Genomic DNA, 15,848 nt, shown 5'->3' with positions numbered 1-15,848 from the left:
AGCGCCTCCTATTTATTTTGGCGGTCATCAGGCATCACGGTTAAGGTCAGCCCTTTCACATTCACAATGGTGACATGATCACCTTGTTTGAGTTGTTGATGGTCTTTGGTTTTGGCTCTCCATAGCGCACCGTCAAGTTGAACGCGCCCTTCGCCATCGATAAAGTCATCGCTCACAACAGCGATTTTCCCTGGGTAAGTTTCTAAACCTGTTGTCACACGTCGTCGTCGTATTTTGAGCAGCAGGCCGACCGTCAACACGATCAGCGCGACAGAAAAGATAGAAATACCGAAAATTAAAGGAAGGGCGATCTGAAACCCTGGCAACTCACTGTCCATGAGGAAGATGGAACCGAGCACAAAGGCGACAACGCCACCTAAGCCCAAAATGCCAAAGCTCGGACTGAATGCTTCTGCGATCATCAGTGCAATTCCGAGTAACAGCAGACCAAGCCCAGCGTAGTTCACAGGCATCATTTGTAACGCGTACATGGCGAGGAGCAAACAAATACCACCCAACACGCCGGGTAAGCCAATGCCCGGGTTGTAAAACTCAAGAAGCAAACCGTAGATGCCAATGAGCATCAGGATGTAGGCGACGTTTGGGTTTGTGATAACGGCTAGCATTTCTGCTCGCCAATCGGGTGTTCTTTCAATCCATACGGGATTTTCCAGTGACAATGTCACATCACGATTGTTAACTTTAACTGTTTGTCCATCAATGGCTTTGACTAAATCCTCTGGTGAGTTGGCTATATAATCAATAACGTTTAATTCCAATGCCTCTGTGGCGTCCAAACTCGCTGCTTCGCTCACTGCTTTCTCTGCCCACTCTGCATTTCGGCCATGAAGCTTTGCTAAGCCTTTAATATAGGCTCTAGCATCATTAATCACCTTTTTCTCCATCGCGGTTTTCGCAGGAACTTTCTCTGAACTTTCGTTGGTTCCTTCTGACGTTTCTTCCGCGTTTTGATCTTTGCCATCATCCGATGAAGGGGGCTGAGGGGCACCACCTAACGCGACGGGTGTTGCCGCGCCAAGGTTAGTGGCTTCAGCCATGGCAGCAACGTGGCTGGCGAGTAAAATGTACGTCCCTGCGCTAGCCGCTCTAGATCCTGACGGGCCAACCCAAGTTGCAATTGGAGTGGAGGAGGTGGTAATTGCGTGAATAATATCTCTCATTGCGCTGTCTAAGCCGCCAGGAGTGTCCATCTCTAAGATCACTAAACTGACACCGTTGAGTTGTGCCTCTTCTATCTCACGAGACAAATAGTCGCTAGTAGCAGGACCTATAGCGCCTTTGACGGGAACAATCCAGACAGTATTGGCCAGTGCTTGACTAGCAAACAAAAGTAAAGGTAAGACCCATATCCATAGTCGTTTCATGCAGTCCTCCTTGTGCGGTCACAGGGACTTTTTGAAAACCTAATTCAAGTATATACGCAGTAATACTAGTGCAAATAAGTAATTGATCACTCGAATTAGTCATATCAGCATTTATCATGGCACATCTGAGGCTACGGGCCTTAATATGAATATCGGTAGTCACGAATCGTGGGGCGTCTGGTGTGAAGAGGCTCAACAAAAAGGCAAAGTGACGGTAATCACTTTGCCTTCCTAATGTGTTTTAGAGGAGAGAGACTAACTGTTTACGTGGCGAGAAAATTGAACGAGTGCTTGCTCGGCAGGCATCGGTTTGTGGAAGTAAAACCCTTGCAACTCATCAATATTCCAAACTTTAAGCTTGCGTACTTGGCTCGCGGTTTCAACACCTTCGGCGACAATCGTTAACCCTAACTCTTGAGACATGTTGGCAATGTTTCTTACCAGTGTTTTCGCTCTGTCATTGGTTTCAATCTCGTCAATATAAGATTTATCCAGCTTCACAATATCCAATGGAAAATTACATACGCTACTGAATGATGCGTATCCAGTACCAAAATCATCCAAAGCGAGTCCAACACCAAGTCGCTTGATGTCTTGAATGCTTTGGATTGATTCTATTTCTCCGCCCATCAACATACTTTCGGTAATTTCAAGCACAAGCTGGCCCGCAGAGAGGTTGTATTGAGCCATCACTTTTTTTAGGTAGGGCATCAGTCCTGAATGATAAAAGTGCTGCGCGCTTAAGTTCACATGCACGCTTAACATCGACAAACCTTGCGCATGACGAACTCCATTGAGCCGACTGATAAATTCGCACGATTGTTTGAGAATGGACTCTCCCAATTCGACGATAAGTTTTCCTTGTTCTGCCATCGGAATAAATACTTCTGGTGAAATCATCCCTAATGTTGGATGTTGCCAACGAGCAAGTGCTTCGAAGCTAATGACTTCAGTGGTTTTAGCATCCACGATAGGCTGGAAAAACGGTTTAATCGCATCTTGTCTAATGGCATTTTCTAAATCGCGATTGATCACCATAGACGTTTCCGCTTGCTCTGATAGTTCTTCATCAATGACTAATACTTCGTGAGAGTGACGACCCTTAGCGGATTGTGATGAGAAACGTGCTGCAAGCAGTAAATGCTCGACAGACTGGTGAGTAATGTTTAGATCCATCATCACCGCTTTACTGTCTAATGACATCATGATCCCAGAGAGCTGGACCTTATGTGACAAATGATTCAGTAATCGATTGGTAGCATCTATCGCTTTTTGGTGGTGCTCGATATCTGGAATCAAAACGATAAATTCATGCTCACTAATTCGGCCTATTTGGAATGCCCCTAATTGCTCGCGTATAGCGGATGCGATGTATTGAATCACTTCATCAAAAATGAGGTGACCGTATACCCCTGCAATTTGCTTGAGAGTCTTACTGTTAATGTACACAAACGAAAAATGGTTTGGCCGTGTCTCTACGAGCTCGTGCAGTGCATTGAGAATGACAGGACGGTTACAGAAACCGGATACCGGATCAAAGTCGGTGAGTTTTTGGATCATTTCTGCTTGCTGTTTTGTCTCTCTCATATCCTGAAGCAACAACATCAGTGCACTTTGACCATGATGTTGAATGAGCGTGGCTTCTATCAAACAGTCGATTTCTTCGGTATTGCTATCGAGCACTTGCGCTTCGAATTGTGTTTTACCGTTTTTCAGCTCTCTGAACATGGCGTCAACTCGACATTCATCGTCCTCCGATGGGCACAAGGTGTCTAGAGGACGATCTATCAATTGCGATTTGCTGTAGCTCAACAGCTCTAACGCTCGTTGGTTTACATCGACAATTTTACGATCAATAACAATTAGCATGCCTAGTGAGGAGCTATGGTACAGAGCACCAAACTTTTCCATCGAGTCTTTCAATTGCAGTTGGGTTAACGATGTATTTTCAGAGAGCTTTTGTACCAGTTTTGTCGCTAACTCTAATTCGTCTACTTTTACAGAATGCAAGCCTTCAAGCTGGTATTGAGAGGCGATTTCGCTTATTCCTTCAGCAAAATGATTAAAGCGAGTGGCGACCTTATTTTTAAACGTGATGTAGGTACCCGCAGCGATGATTGATGCCACAACGCCAACCGTTGCAAACAGGTACATAAATAGCGTATTACCTTTCGCATAATGCTCTCGCTGTGTTTTCGTTTTTAGCCATGCGATTGGTTCACCAGATAAATCAGAGAGTGAGGCCCATTTTGTTATTGACCGCGAGGTCTTCTCTATATCCCGCATCTCACTACTGTCTGATCCACTTACCATCTGCGTCTCTAATGAGTTTTCCGCAGTTAAAATGGATTTAAAGTCTCCAGGAAAGCGCAAAGATAGGTTTCTTCCCCAAAGCATCCATCCGTTAGAAGGGCGGTCGCCTTCACTATTTCTAACTGGGCTGAGGCTAAGACCCCAAATAGTATCGTTGATTTTAAACAACCCTGAGATGCTCTCTCTATGGATATCAAGCTTGTGATTCATGGACTTGATGTAATCTTGAAGAATAGGTTGGTTCGCCATTTTAGCGGTGAGTTCTGAAGAAGTGTCGGGGTTATCCTCACGAGTTAAGGAGAGCAGGGTTTGTCCATTAGTCGTGATAAACGCCATCATATCGAGGTTTAACGCATCAATGCTCTCTGTGTAAAGGTTTCGCTCGTTATATTTCGCAATATCACGATCAACAAACAGATCGTATGTTTCGTCCCAGTACGCCCAATCGTATGAGGCGCTTTCTTGCTGACTCACCATCATGTCGATGACAGCGAGTGCTTGCTGATTCGCATGGTTAATTTCCATGTCTTCGAGCTCATCTAAGCTATACAGGAAAAAATAACGGCTAATAAAAAGGAAGCTGATGACCATGCCCAGCAGTCCTAATGAAAAGTATAGGGCGGTTTTATAGCGAAGATTCAAGTTAAACAAGCGAAGTGTTTTCATTAAAAAATAGTTATAGATGTTAATTCACTGAAAGTGTACGACATGTTCTAACAGAAATTGTTGATATAGATTCAAATTATAGAGATAAAATGAAGGATTTGCTGAGCTGATATGGTAAGTGAAACGTTTGCCCTAATTACTAGATTTTCGTGTTTGCAATTAAAATGCTCAATAACGTACCGCGCATTCAAATTACGGTTTAATCGTGCAGCTAGTAAAGGTATAAATCTTTTTATAAAACAGTCTATTAGTGTAACTAGTGCTTTTCTTCTGTATCTAAACTTCTTTTGTAATAGTAAACTGCGAAAAAATGATGGGTAATTATGATGTTTCTTGTTCAACGCTTGGTCAAACTGGCCATTATCTGTGCCATTTTCTTTACTATCTTCGATCTCATCTCCTATGGTGAGATTACTTGGGTTCAAAGGTTGCTGGCTTCTATAAGCTAAAATATGCACACATAACTCCACGAAGCGAGTCAATTCTTCGTTACTCGCCTTCGTCATTTGCTCCTTATGTGAGCTTTAAATAAAAGTCCCTCCGCGTGCAGCTCTGGTAACCGTTTTCCATTAATGGAAAAAACCTAAAAATGCAACTAACCTCATACTAATGGCAAGTGTAAGGTATGCAGTTGATGAGGCAATTCAGCATAATCACATTAGTTGTTGTGGCACTCATTTTGAGCCAAGCAACAATCGCAAGAAATGCTAAGGTGCTAGGTGATATTTCGTTAGTTCAGCCGATAGAAGGTGACCCTGTCGTAGATATTAAGCTGGCGAGAATTGGCTGGCATCTCTTTCGTGATCCTCAGCTATCTTCAAACGGTAGCATCAGTTGTGCGACGTGCCACAACTTGCAAACCAATGGCGCTGAAAATACCCCCGTCTCTACAGGAGTGAAAGGTGATGGAACTCGAAATTCCATCACAGTGTTTAATGCAGCGTTAAATTATCGTTTTTTATGGGATGGTACCGAAAACACTTTGATGGCTCAGATTGATGGGCCAATCCACAATCCAATAGAAATGGACTCAAACTGGCAAACAATAGAGCAGTACGTGAAAGGAAGCGAACGTTATCAAGCGCTATTTAGTCGTGATGGTGAGCTACCGATTAATATTAACAATATTAAGTCCGCCATTGTGGAGTTTGTCGAAGGGCTCCAAACTCCAGGTGCACCATTCGATGCCTACTTACTGGGTTACACCCATGTCCTCAGTGAGCAGCAAATTAGGGGGTGGAAAACATTTCAGTCTTCAGGTTGCGTACAGTGTCATCAGGGCAAAAATATTGGCGGAGCGATGATACAAAGGTTCGCCTATTTCAAAGACAAGCCAGTAGTAGAGGATTCGGGACGGCACCTGATTACGACGGAAAGTGAAGAACAATTCTATTTTAGAGTCGCCAGTTTACGTAATGTCGCCCTAACAAGCCCTTATTTTCATAACGGACGAGTTGACCAGTTATCTGAGGCGATACAGATTATGGCGAAAACGCAGCTCGGAATTACGATGAGCGATGAAAGTGTCGCTGATATTGAAGCGTTCTTACAGTCCTTGACAGCACCCAGACCCGTGATTTTAGAGGTGTTGGAAAATGAGTAAATTCAAACTGGTTAATCTCTGCTTTTTTATTGCCATGCTGACGTGTTGTGTATTGGCGTATATGTCACATGTGAATTCAAAAAGTGCACAAGAATTCCACGCGGAGTTGACGGATATTGGGCACAAGTTGATTGAAGAGCGCGATGTTATCGTGAATCGATATGCGGTTGAAGATAGGAAGAATTATGAACTGACGACATCTTTAGTAGATATAGAAGTCGCAGCTGAGAACTTGCTAAATTCATCAAGGGAGTCAGTTTGGTTCCCTGTGACGCCCAATCATAAAAAAGTTGAGGATACGCTCAATCTATTCAAAAACCGTGTGCTTGATACAACGCTGAAGCTCGATATGTTGATTGGCGTTCAGGTAGAGAATCAATACGCGTTATTAATGCTATTCAACTTATATCAGCAAGATATTTCTACCGATACCGGAAAGACGTTGAGTGGGCATCACTATTTTGAGTTTCTCAACCAACTGCTTTTGACACAAAACGTAGTTGAGAGTGAAAGTGAAGCCAATTTCTTAGATCGGCTTCAAGCGAGCGATAAAAGGATAGAACTACTCACGAATGAACTGCTTGATCATGGATACTTTGTTTTTATCGAGGATGCGGAGCATCGGCTGCTCAATATTGCCCAAAGTGAAGCGCGTTTTACTTGGTTGTTTGTTTTTATTGCCGTGATGTTGTTAGTCAGTGCATTCTTGTATCAGTCGCAATATCGAATGTACAACTTAAAACAATTGAACCTCGAAATCGAGGAGGCGCGAAATAAAGCCGAGCGAGCAGCAAAAGCCAAATCAAGTTTTCTCGCCGCAATGAGTCACGAATTAAGAACGCCGATGAATGGTGTATTAGGCCTTTCTCAAATGATTGCAGAGGAAACCAAAGAGCCGACGACTAAAGAGTACGTGAAAGTCATTCTTGATTCTGGCCAACACTTGATGACGATTCTTAACGATATTTTGGATTTCTCTAAAGTTGAAGAAAACAAACTGGAATTTGAGCAGGCTAAGTTCAATTTAGACCAAGTCATTTCTCCTGTGTGTAGCGCAATAAAACCGCTCATCGATGAAAAAAATATCGAATTGATCGTGGAAAATGAAGTGCCTGAATACATTGAATTTACCGGAGACTGCGCACGTTTACGACAGATTTTGTTTAATCTTGCTGGCAACGCGGTGAAGTTTACCAGTGAAGGGCATGTGTTAATCAGAACAGAACTTGATAAGGTAAATCATTGCTTGGTGATGATTGTGAGTGATACTGGTATTGGTATCGCGCTAGACAAGCAAGAACATGTTTTCAACTCGTTTGAGCAAGCCGATTCTTCAACTACCCGAAAATTTGGAGGCACAGGGCTTGGTTTGGCAATAGTTAAAAAATTAACTGGCTTGATGGATGGCAAGATTACATTGAAAAGTGTGGAGGGCGTCGGAAGTCAATTCATCGTTGAGCTGCCCATTCCTTGGGTTGAATGCGAACTTCCAAAGGCACAAGAGCCCCCAAAAACGCGCAAGAAAACACACAATTTGCAGATATTGCTTGCTGAAGATAATCGAGTGAACGCCATTGTGGCGAAAGGGTTTTGCGAAAAGTTGGGACATGAGGTCGATGTTGCTGAAAACGGATTGGTGGCGGTTAAAAAGGCGAGAGATAACGAATATGATCTGATTTTGATGGACAATCACATGCCTGAGATGAATGGTGTTGAAGCGACGCGTGTGATTCGACAAGAGTTAGGTATCAAAACATTACTCTTTGCGTATACGGCAGATGTATTTCGTGAGGCGCATGATAGCTTTATTGAAGCCGGAGCGGATCATGTGCTTACAAAACCGCTACAGCAAGAGAGCTTTTCGGACGCTCTTAAACAGTTTGCTGCGAGGCTCGAACCAAAAGAGAATTTACCATTAACGAATGACAACAACGTTCTCCAGTTGCAGCGCAAGCCAATAGAGAAGCTACGGCTGACAGAAGAAGAGTTATCCAGTTCAGAGATGCTCATTTCTTTGCAAGAAGCGCCGGAAGCGATAGATGAGCTACTAAAAAGTATTATTGTCGATTTTGAATCATCGGTTGATGAACTTATTGATTATTTTATGGCTGAAGATTTCGCGTCTCTAGAAGACACGTTGCATAAAACAAAAGGTATGGCATTGAACCTTGGTTTGCCGATTTTAGCTGGACAAACGGAGGCGCTAGAAAACACGCTCAAAGCGAAGCAAACTCCTGAAATTGAGCGGTTACAGATGCTAATCAACCGATTACAAGTTAACATCCATCAGGCTAATCGACTTCTGGATGACATACAGAAAAAAAACGTCGATCCTCAACAAATTTTGTAACCTCTCTGAGTTCATGCGTTCCTTACCTTGTTTCGTTATGGTTTACTATGACGTGAATGGATGTGTTGATTCGTCAATGAGAAAATCAGGGAGTTAGAATGAGTAAGCATTCCGCTTTAATCGAATGGCATCGCGAAGCTGACGAAGTATTCAGTGATAACCAGTATAGTCGGGCGCACATTTGGAAGTTTGATGGCGGGTTGCAAGTCCCTGCGTCACCATCTCCACACGTAGTGCCGTTGCCATTATCTGTAGAAGAAAACGTTGATCCGGAAGAAGCATTTGTTGCGGCACTTTCCAGTTGTCACATGCTTGTTTTTCTTTCTATTGCGGCGAAACGACGTTACGTTGTGGATCGCTACCTAGATGAAGCAGTAGGGGAGCTGAAAAAAGGTGAAAATGGAAAAGAATGGGTGTCTAAGGTAACACTAAACCCTAAGATAACATTTGCTGGTGATAATCAACCGACACGATCTCAATTAGAAAAAATGCACCACATGGCTCATGAGAATTGTTTTATCGCCAATTCGGTTAAAACTGAAGTGACGACGCTTATTGCAGATTAAATGAAGCTCTTTGTCAAAGCGCAGTGTATCGCCGAATAGTGTTAAGCCAGCAGTCAGGCTGCTGGCTATTGTGAACTAAACGATGCCTTGCTCGATCATCGCATCAGCGACTCTTCTAAAGCCGGCAATGTTTGCGCCTAAAACTAAATTACCAGGTTGACCAAACTCTCGACTGGTTTCGTTTGCATTAATAAAGATGTTTTTCATGATGGTCTGTAACTGGCTATCGACTTGCTCAAAGGTCCAGTTTTGCATGCTGGCATTTTGTGCCATTTCAAGCTGACTGGTTGCAACGCCGCCTGCATTGGCTGCTTTCGCTGGCCCATAAGCCATTTCGGAATCCACGATGATATTGGCCGCATCACGAGTGGTTGGCATGTTTGCGCCTTCACTAATCAAAACACACCCATTATCGATAAGAGCAAGAGCATCGTTTGACGTTAGTTCATTTTGGGTCGCGCAAGGGAATGCGGCGTCAGCTTGATATCGCCATACAGCATGCCCTTCATTAGGATAGTCACCCAACGGCGTATACTCTGCTTCAGGGTAAGTGTCTAAATACTCTTCTAAACTTGCTCTTTTCACTTCTTTAAGTTGCTTGAGGAGCTGCAGATCAATACCGTGTTCATGATAGATCGTGCCTCTAGAATCGCTGCATGTTACTGGGGTTGCTCCCATGTGGTATAGCTTTTCAATTGCATAGATAGCGACGTTACCTGCGCCAGAAACGAGGCAAGTTTTGCCTTTGAGTGAATCATTACGGTCATTGAGCATGCATTCCGCAAAATATACGGTTCCATATCCCGTTGCTTCTTTCCTAACAAGTGAGCCCCCCCAAAGAAGGCTCTTGCCTGTAAGTACTCCTTCGTAGCGTCCCGTCAATCGCTTATATTGACCAAACATATAACCAATTTCACGCGCACCGACGCCGATATCGCCAGCAGGAACATCGGTAGCAGGGCCAATGTGGCGGTATAACTCGTTCATAAATGATTGGCAAAATCGCATGATTTCACCGTCAGATTTTCCTTTAGGATCGAAATTTGAACCGCCTTTTCCGCCACCAATTGGAAGGCCAGTAAGCGCGTTTTTAAAAATCTGTTCAAAGCCGAGGAACTTTATGATGCTCGCGTTCACTGAATGATGGAACCTCAGTCCGCCTTTGTATGGACCTAACGCGGAGTTAAACTCGACGCGGTAGCCTTTGTTTATTTGCACATTCCCTGCGTCATCGACCCAAGGAACTCGAAACATGATTTGACGTTCTGGTTCTACGATTCTTTGGATAATCGCTTGTTCTTTATATTTATTATTGCTTTCTATGACTGGAGCGAGAGAAGTTAATACTTCTTCTACGGCTTGGTAAAACTCTTTTTGAGCCGGGCTACTGTGTTGCAACGCAACAATAGTATCGTGTATGTGTGACATAGATCTCTTCCTTGATATGAATAAGCAATCAGTTTATATGAATTTATTCCCATTAAATAGTGATTTTGACCAATTCTCAATGGCTATAATGGTCTTTCCTGCGGATGAGAACGCTCAATTTCCAACTTCTGGTCGTATTGATGAGGAAGATTAAGTGAGTGACATGATTGGATGGTTGAGTGATCGGTTTCACATATAGCGAGCAGAAGCCAAATTAGTCGATATTGTTGTGCTGTCACGCAAACTGTTTTTGTTAACTCGGTGTTAACATTTGAGCGTGTTGACTCGAAAAAGATAAAAATATGCATGAGCTTAAGACTCTGGACTCGTTTATTCAGCAAAACGGTCTACCAGTGTTTGGCCATCTTGATGGGATTCCCACATCTTTACAGTTAGATAAGTTTACCTACCTTGATGAGATGGATAAGCCAGCGTCTAAGTGGCGCCGTTACTGTGACTATAAGCAGTTTCAGTTCGTTAATTTGGTCACACCTAACTACGTGATTGGGGTTGCGATTGCGGATATTAGGTATTTAGCATCTGGTTTTTGCTATCTGTTTGATATTCAAAATAATGAGTTAGTGGAGCAGCAGTGGTTAAAGCCTTTTAATATTGATTATCAAACTCAGCCTTCCAGTTGGTCTAGTCATGCCCATCTTGCTGACAAAAGTATTCAGTTTTCTATTCAGAATGGTATTTGGCACGTCCACTTTGTGACGAAATCTGTCAATGCTGATCTCTACTTACGTCCAGAAAGTATGAGTTTGCCATTAATGTTATGTACACCAACCGGTTATGCGGGTTGGACTTATACGCAGAAGCACAATGCGTTAACGGTAGATGGCAATTTATTCATATTAGGAAAGGAACAAGATCTCTCAGAAGTGGCTGCTGGTTACGACTTTTCCGCTGGGTACATGCGACGGGAGACAAGCTGGCGGTGGGCGAGTATTAATTGCTTTGAAAGCGGCAGACGGTTGGGGCTGAACTTAGCTGCGGGTGTCAATGAAACGGGCTACTGTGAAAATGTATTCTGGATTAATGGTGAACGGCATTTTTTACAGTCTGTTCAGTTTCAATTTTCACGAAATGATGAAGGACAAAGATGGCATATAACGTCGGAAGATAAACGGATTGACCTAGTATTCACGCCTTTAAATCGACGTTCAGAAAAGAAGAACTTTTGGTTTCTCAAAAGCAATTTTCGTCAATATATCGGCTATTTCTCTGGCTACATCGTTGATGGGAATGGTATCAAACATCAGTTAGAAGAAGTCATAGGTCTTACTGAAGATCACTATGCAAAATGGTAGAAACACAATGGATTGGACACAGTTGATGGAACGCCCTGAATTACTTCTGATGATTTTGGCGCCTGTTTTCTTTTTATGTATGGTTGCAGAGTACTGGTTTGGACAACGAAGGGGACGTTTGCCTGAAAGCGCGACGTATTATATTCCGGAAGTTGTATGTAATTTTGTGCTTGCGGGCTTACACCAAGCGACAGACATACTCACAGGTTTACTGATTGCTCAGTTATATTTGTGGTGGTTTGATTGGCGATTGTTTGATATCGAAATGAGCGTTTCAGCGTTTTTGTTACTTGTCGTCCTGCAAGACTTTTTCTATTACTGGTTTCATCGAGCTAGCCACCGTATTCGTTGGATGTGGGCTGCGCACGTGGTCCATCACAGCTCGGAGAGAATGAATTTCAGCACCGCGTTTCGTCAAAGCTTGATGTATCCGTTAGCGGGAATGTGGATTTTCTGGTTGCCTTTGGTGATTATTGGCTTTGATCCTAAGTGGGTCGTCTTTGTTGTGCTGTTTAATCTGGGCTTACAGTTTTTTGTTCATACTCAATCAATTCGCTCGCTTGGACCGCTAGAGTGGGTATTTAACACGCCATCTCATCATCGTGTTCATCATGGTATAAACCGTCAGTACATCGACAAAAATTACGCGGGAGTGTTGATTATCTGGGATCGGATGTTTGGAACGTTTGAACCAGAAGTGGAAACCGTTAGGTATGGAATTTCTAAACCTGTAAACAGCTTTAATCCCATTCGTGTGACGTTTGCAGAATGGAAAGATATGTTTTATGACGTAACACGACCAAATTTAACGTGGAAACAACGTTGGCGCTGTCTATTTGCTCCGCCATCGGATTCTTTTGAGTAGATTGAGATAAAAGAGATTGGAGCGGGCAGCGGGAATCGAACCCGCATCATCAGCTTGGAAGGCTGAGGTAATAGCCATTATACGATGCCCGCGCATCGATAGGACTCAGGTAATATGCCACACTGAACGAAAAAGAAAAGTCTTTTCTCATCAATTGTTTGTCAGATGCCTAAAAAAGTAGCGTCTTGGTGTTAAAGTGTCCATTGTCTCTGTTTTTCAGGAGGGTCAGCGATTCCGCTTCTAAAATCGATGGCTGCTAATTAGGGGCAAACACACTGTCTACTAGCGTTTAGGCATTGATGATATTCAAGATTGTCAGTGTAAAGGTTAATCGCGTTTATTGAACAGTCAGGTTTCATGGTCAAGACTAGATATTGAAATGATTACTTTTTACTGCTGAAGCGTATGTATAGCACTAGCGTAATTCCGCTGAAACAGTCAGCTTAACCAAAGGAGATTTAACATGTGGAAAGGTTTGATATTAGGGGCGGTGATGATGCTCGTATCGGCTTGTACAACCGTAACAACGGATGTTGATAAGCAAGCCGATTTTTCAGCTTACAGAACGTTTGATTTCGGTGCCCAAGCAGAAGCCCCTACGAGTATTGATGGTCGACGTATTGAACAAGGATTGGCTGAACAGCTTGAAGACAAGGGCTTAATTAAAGTGAATAGTGGTGGGGACCTTTACGTTCATCATGATATCGTCGAAGAGTCCGAGCTTGTCTCTTCTGGGTCTTCGGTGAGTTTCGGTTATGGTTGGAATAGCTTTGGCGTGATCACTTCAAGCCCGGAACGATACAAAGAACGTAAGTATGGCAAACTGGTGGTAGAGCTTGTTGATGCAAAGGCTAATCAGGTTGTGTGGAAAGGTGTTTCAAGCAGGAAACTATCTGAGTCTATGAGCTCTGAGAAAAGAGAGTCTCTGATTGAAGAAGAAATTGCGAAAATGTTTGAAAACTACCCTTACGGTGAAAAATAATTAGTATTCTTAACGATTAAGAATACTAATTGCCAATCGTTACGCACAGGGTTAAAAGAACTTATTATTTTGGTTTTGGTTACCTTTGTGCGTACGACTCTGATTGCTTTACTCGGACTACTTTTCTGCTTGTTGGCTCCGAGCATGAGTATGGCGCACTCATACCCAAATTTTCTTTCCTTTCATAACCAGAATATTGCTGTTGACGCTAAGTCGAAGCACTTTTCAGAACACCCTGCCTCTCCAATACAACAAGACTATCCGAGTTTAAACAGCCGGAATATATTGAGGGTTAGCCATTCTAAGGAAACGAGCTCGAACGACGATGTAGAACTCGAATGGTTTGAAACGCTTGCTGTAGTTTGGTGGACACATCGTTCGGCAATTCACTCGATGGGGCTGCTAAAACGCATCGGCAATGAGGCTTTAGGTCGTTGTGTTGAAAGTATTTTTACTCATTCTAAATACAGAATCGGTGCGAGGAAAGAATCGAATCTCATATACCGCTTTATACATGCTCGCTAACACATTCCATGTTTTTACAATTTTTGGTTAGTTATGCTTAGGAGCGGTTTATGTTTGATTCGATAATTCAGGTCTTGAGTGCCTTTTGGCATCAAGATTTTACGGCGTTAATGGCGCCAGGCGGTGCAGGATTGGTTTATTTTGTTGTTGCTGCGCTTATCTTTTTGGAAAGTGGTTTTATTCCTGCTGCGCCATTCCCATGCGACAGTGTCGTCGTATTATCCGGTACGCTGGCGGCGGTTGGTGTCCTTGATCCAATAATGATCATGTTGGTGATAGCTGTTAGTGCGGGATTGGGAAGTTGGGCGGCTTACTTACAAGGCAAGTGGCTAAATCGCTTACCTAAGGTCCAAGGCTGGGTGAGCGCGGTTCCTCAAAAGCGTTTGGAACAGGTCGACGTATTACTCAGTAAACATGGATTGATCGCGCTTTTTTGTGCGCGGTTTATTCCGGTTGTTCGTTCCCTATTGCCATTAATGATGGGGTTGCGAGTGAAAGGTATTAGTAAATTCCATTACTTTGCGTGGCTGAGTGCGATTTTATGGACGCTGATATTATGCGGTTTTGGTTTATTGCTTCCCTTGTTACCAGAGAATATAAGCAAAACGATCACAATGCTATTAATGGCGGCCCCAATAATTACTCTTGTGATTGGGGTGCTTAGTTTCTTGTTTGTTAAAGCACGTCGAGCGTTCTGTAAATCCAAGGATGTGTCAGAGTTTTCTCAGTAAGTTTACTTTGATTTGCACTTTTAAGCTTGTATACAGATTAGACATCTAATCGGCTGGTTTTTATCAGTAAAAAGAAAGGCGCAATGTATGCGCCTTTCTTTTTGAGTGTCGTTAGGGTTTCGAGTTTAATAGCCAATGCTATATAGGTACTCGCCAACCTCTTTACACTGAGACTTGTAGATAGTTTCTACTTCGGATTCATTCTTATCTGCTGCTTTAAATTCAAGCTCAGCAGAAGATAACTGGCTGAAACTATAGTTTCTTTCAGACATTAGGTAGTGTCTGAACATCGCTCTGTGTTCAGGAACCGCAATACGTGCATTAGAAACATTGGCACACTCTAGCAGAGTCTCATTGCTCATTTCTTCTGGCTTTGCTTCTGTGTTAGCGAAGGCTGAGCCCGTTGCAAATAGTAATGCTAGTGCGATAGTCGTAGCGAATTTTGTCATTATATGGACCTCAAATTGGTTCTAGTAACAATGAGCGTATTGGTTCTCATCGTTACATTTCCGTGTTCTCTGTATGTCATAAAAAGTTAAACAACAGGGAAGGCGTTGCGACCATGAGTAAAGACGTACATTAAATTGGCTTCTTTTCTTCCTGAGAGTCGATAGAGAGAGCGTTTACTCATCAGCCCGCCATAACCATCAAGAGGTAAGCGAGATGCTTGTTTTGCCAATTCCAATAGTGGTGGGGAAGAGAAAGCAACAAGTAAAAAATAATCAGGAGTAAAATCTGATGATAAAACACCATCAGTGGCGGATGTTCGGCGGCAGGAAACCAGCGCTAACAACTCGCGCTTTATATGCAGATAATAACCTTCTGAGCCCCAAGAACTTGGAGAGGCAAAAGTATGGAATTCGCTATGTGCTAGTTCAAAATCGTCTTGTTGCGCAAGTTTAAGCAAGCGTTCAGAGGTGTAATGTTTAGTGTGGTGATACGTATGCGCATATGAGGCAACGATGAACCCTGAAAATAGGGACAATGAAAGCATCAATAATATACGGTGTAGATAACGCAAGAAGTAACCCTAAACATATAACGTCATAGACTATCACTATGACTACGGAATCTTAGTGACACTATGATAACAATGAAAATCGGTGTCTGACCAACTCAGC

Annotated in this window: 12 protein-coding genes and 1 tRNA gene; 7 read left to right on the top strand and 6 right to left on the bottom strand. The window is 43.0% G+C overall.

Features of this window, described 5'->3' with window-relative positions:
* Nucleotides 1-8 precede the first annotated feature (8 nt).
* On the bottom strand, nucleotides 9-1,385 hold the full coding sequence (locus OO778_RS17895) for a nodulation protein NfeD (protein ID WP_085344417.1): 1,377 nt from the start codon (nucleotides 1,383-1,385) through the stop codon (nucleotides 9-11).
* A gap of 255 nt (nucleotides 1,386-1,640) precedes the next feature.
* Complete coding sequence (locus OO778_RS17890) at nucleotides 1,641-4,289, bottom strand: EAL domain-containing protein (protein WP_258614636.1); 2,649 nt, start codon at nucleotides 4,287-4,289, stop codon at nucleotides 1,641-1,643.
* A 709-nt stretch (nucleotides 4,290-4,998) separates the two neighbouring features.
* Here OO778_RS17890 and OO778_RS17885 point away from each other — a divergent pair.
* The 3 genes from OO778_RS17885 to OO778_RS17875 all read left to right on the top strand — a co-directional run bounded on the left by OO778_RS17885 (nucleotide 4,999) and on the right by OO778_RS17875 (nucleotide 8,883).
* Entirely contained in the window at nucleotides 4,999-5,967 is a 969-nt protein-coding gene (locus OO778_RS17885) for a cytochrome c peroxidase (RefSeq protein ID WP_167394253.1), read from the top strand.
* On the top strand, nucleotides 5,960-8,317 hold the full coding sequence (locus tag OO778_RS17880; protein WP_237309451.1) for an ATP-binding protein: 2,358 nt from the start codon (nucleotides 5,960-5,962) through the stop codon (nucleotides 8,315-8,317). The genes OO778_RS17885 and OO778_RS17880 overlap by 8 nt, the downstream gene beginning before the upstream one ends.
* 98 nt (nucleotides 8,318-8,415) lie before the next feature.
* Complete coding sequence (locus tag OO778_RS17875) at nucleotides 8,416-8,883, top strand: OsmC family protein (protein ID WP_005392541.1); 468 nt, start codon at nucleotides 8,416-8,418, stop codon at nucleotides 8,881-8,883.
* Between the two features lie 75 nt (nucleotides 8,884-8,958).
* Here the strand turns inward: OO778_RS17875 and gdhA are convergent, their stop codons facing one another.
* Nucleotides 8,959-10,311 (bottom strand): NADP-specific glutamate dehydrogenase, encoded by a 1,353-nt coding sequence (gene gdhA / locus OO778_RS17870; protein WP_258622036.1) that lies wholly within the window; start codon nucleotides 10,309-10,311, stop codon nucleotides 8,959-8,961.
* A 302-nt stretch (nucleotides 10,312-10,613) separates the two neighbouring features.
* On the opposite strand from gdhA, the gene OO778_RS17865 reads away from it, so the two are divergent.
* Both OO778_RS17865 and OO778_RS17860 read left to right on the top strand, forming a co-directional pair.
* Complete coding sequence (locus OO778_RS17865; protein WP_104970605.1) at nucleotides 10,614-11,624, top strand: DUF2804 domain-containing protein; 1,011 nt, start codon at nucleotides 10,614-10,616, stop codon at nucleotides 11,622-11,624.
* Nucleotides 11,625-11,631: 7 nt separating this feature from the next.
* Complete coding sequence (locus OO778_RS17860) at nucleotides 11,632-12,489, top strand: sterol desaturase family protein (protein WP_005397136.1); 858 nt, start codon at nucleotides 11,632-11,634, stop codon at nucleotides 12,487-12,489.
* 17 nt (nucleotides 12,490-12,506) lie between these two features.
* On the opposite strand, the gene OO778_RS17855 is transcribed toward OO778_RS17860, so the two are convergent.
* A tRNA-Gly gene (locus OO778_RS17855) sits at nucleotides 12,507-12,581 on the bottom strand.
* 371 nt (nucleotides 12,582-12,952) lie between these two features.
* Here OO778_RS17855 and OO778_RS17850 point away from each other — a divergent pair.
* Both OO778_RS17850 and OO778_RS17845 read left to right on the top strand, forming a co-directional pair.
* A complete protein-coding gene (locus tag OO778_RS17850; RefSeq protein WP_005397138.1) occupies nucleotides 12,953-13,471 on the top strand; it encodes a DUF4136 domain-containing protein in 519 nt (172 codons plus the stop codon).
* A 575-nt stretch (nucleotides 13,472-14,046) separates the two neighbouring features.
* Complete coding sequence (locus OO778_RS17845; RefSeq protein ID WP_053807828.1) at nucleotides 14,047-14,727, top strand: DedA family protein; 681 nt, start codon at nucleotides 14,047-14,049, stop codon at nucleotides 14,725-14,727.
* A gap of 125 nt (nucleotides 14,728-14,852) precedes the next feature.
* Here the strand turns inward: OO778_RS17845 and OO778_RS17840 are convergent, their stop codons facing one another.
* Both OO778_RS17840 and OO778_RS17835 read right to left on the bottom strand, forming a co-directional pair.
* A complete protein-coding gene (locus tag OO778_RS17840) occupies nucleotides 14,853-15,176 on the bottom strand; it encodes a hypothetical protein (RefSeq protein ID WP_046875977.1) in 324 nt (107 codons plus the stop codon).
* 86 nt (nucleotides 15,177-15,262) lie between these two features.
* The gene (locus OO778_RS17835; RefSeq protein WP_006741015.1) at nucleotides 15,263-15,721 is read right to left on the bottom strand and encodes a hypothetical protein; all 459 of its coding nucleotides are present in this window, start codon (nucleotides 15,719-15,721) and stop codon (nucleotides 15,263-15,265) included.
* Between the last annotated feature and the right edge of the window lie 127 nt (nucleotides 15,722-15,848).

Source organism: Vibrio sp. STUT-A16 (genome assembly GCF_026000495.1).
GTDB lineage: Bacteria > Pseudomonadota > Gammaproteobacteria > Enterobacterales > Vibrionaceae > Vibrio > Vibrio diabolicus.
The sequence above is the reverse complement of the archived record's forward strand: the minus strand, read 5'-3'. Positions and strand labels throughout refer to the sequence as shown.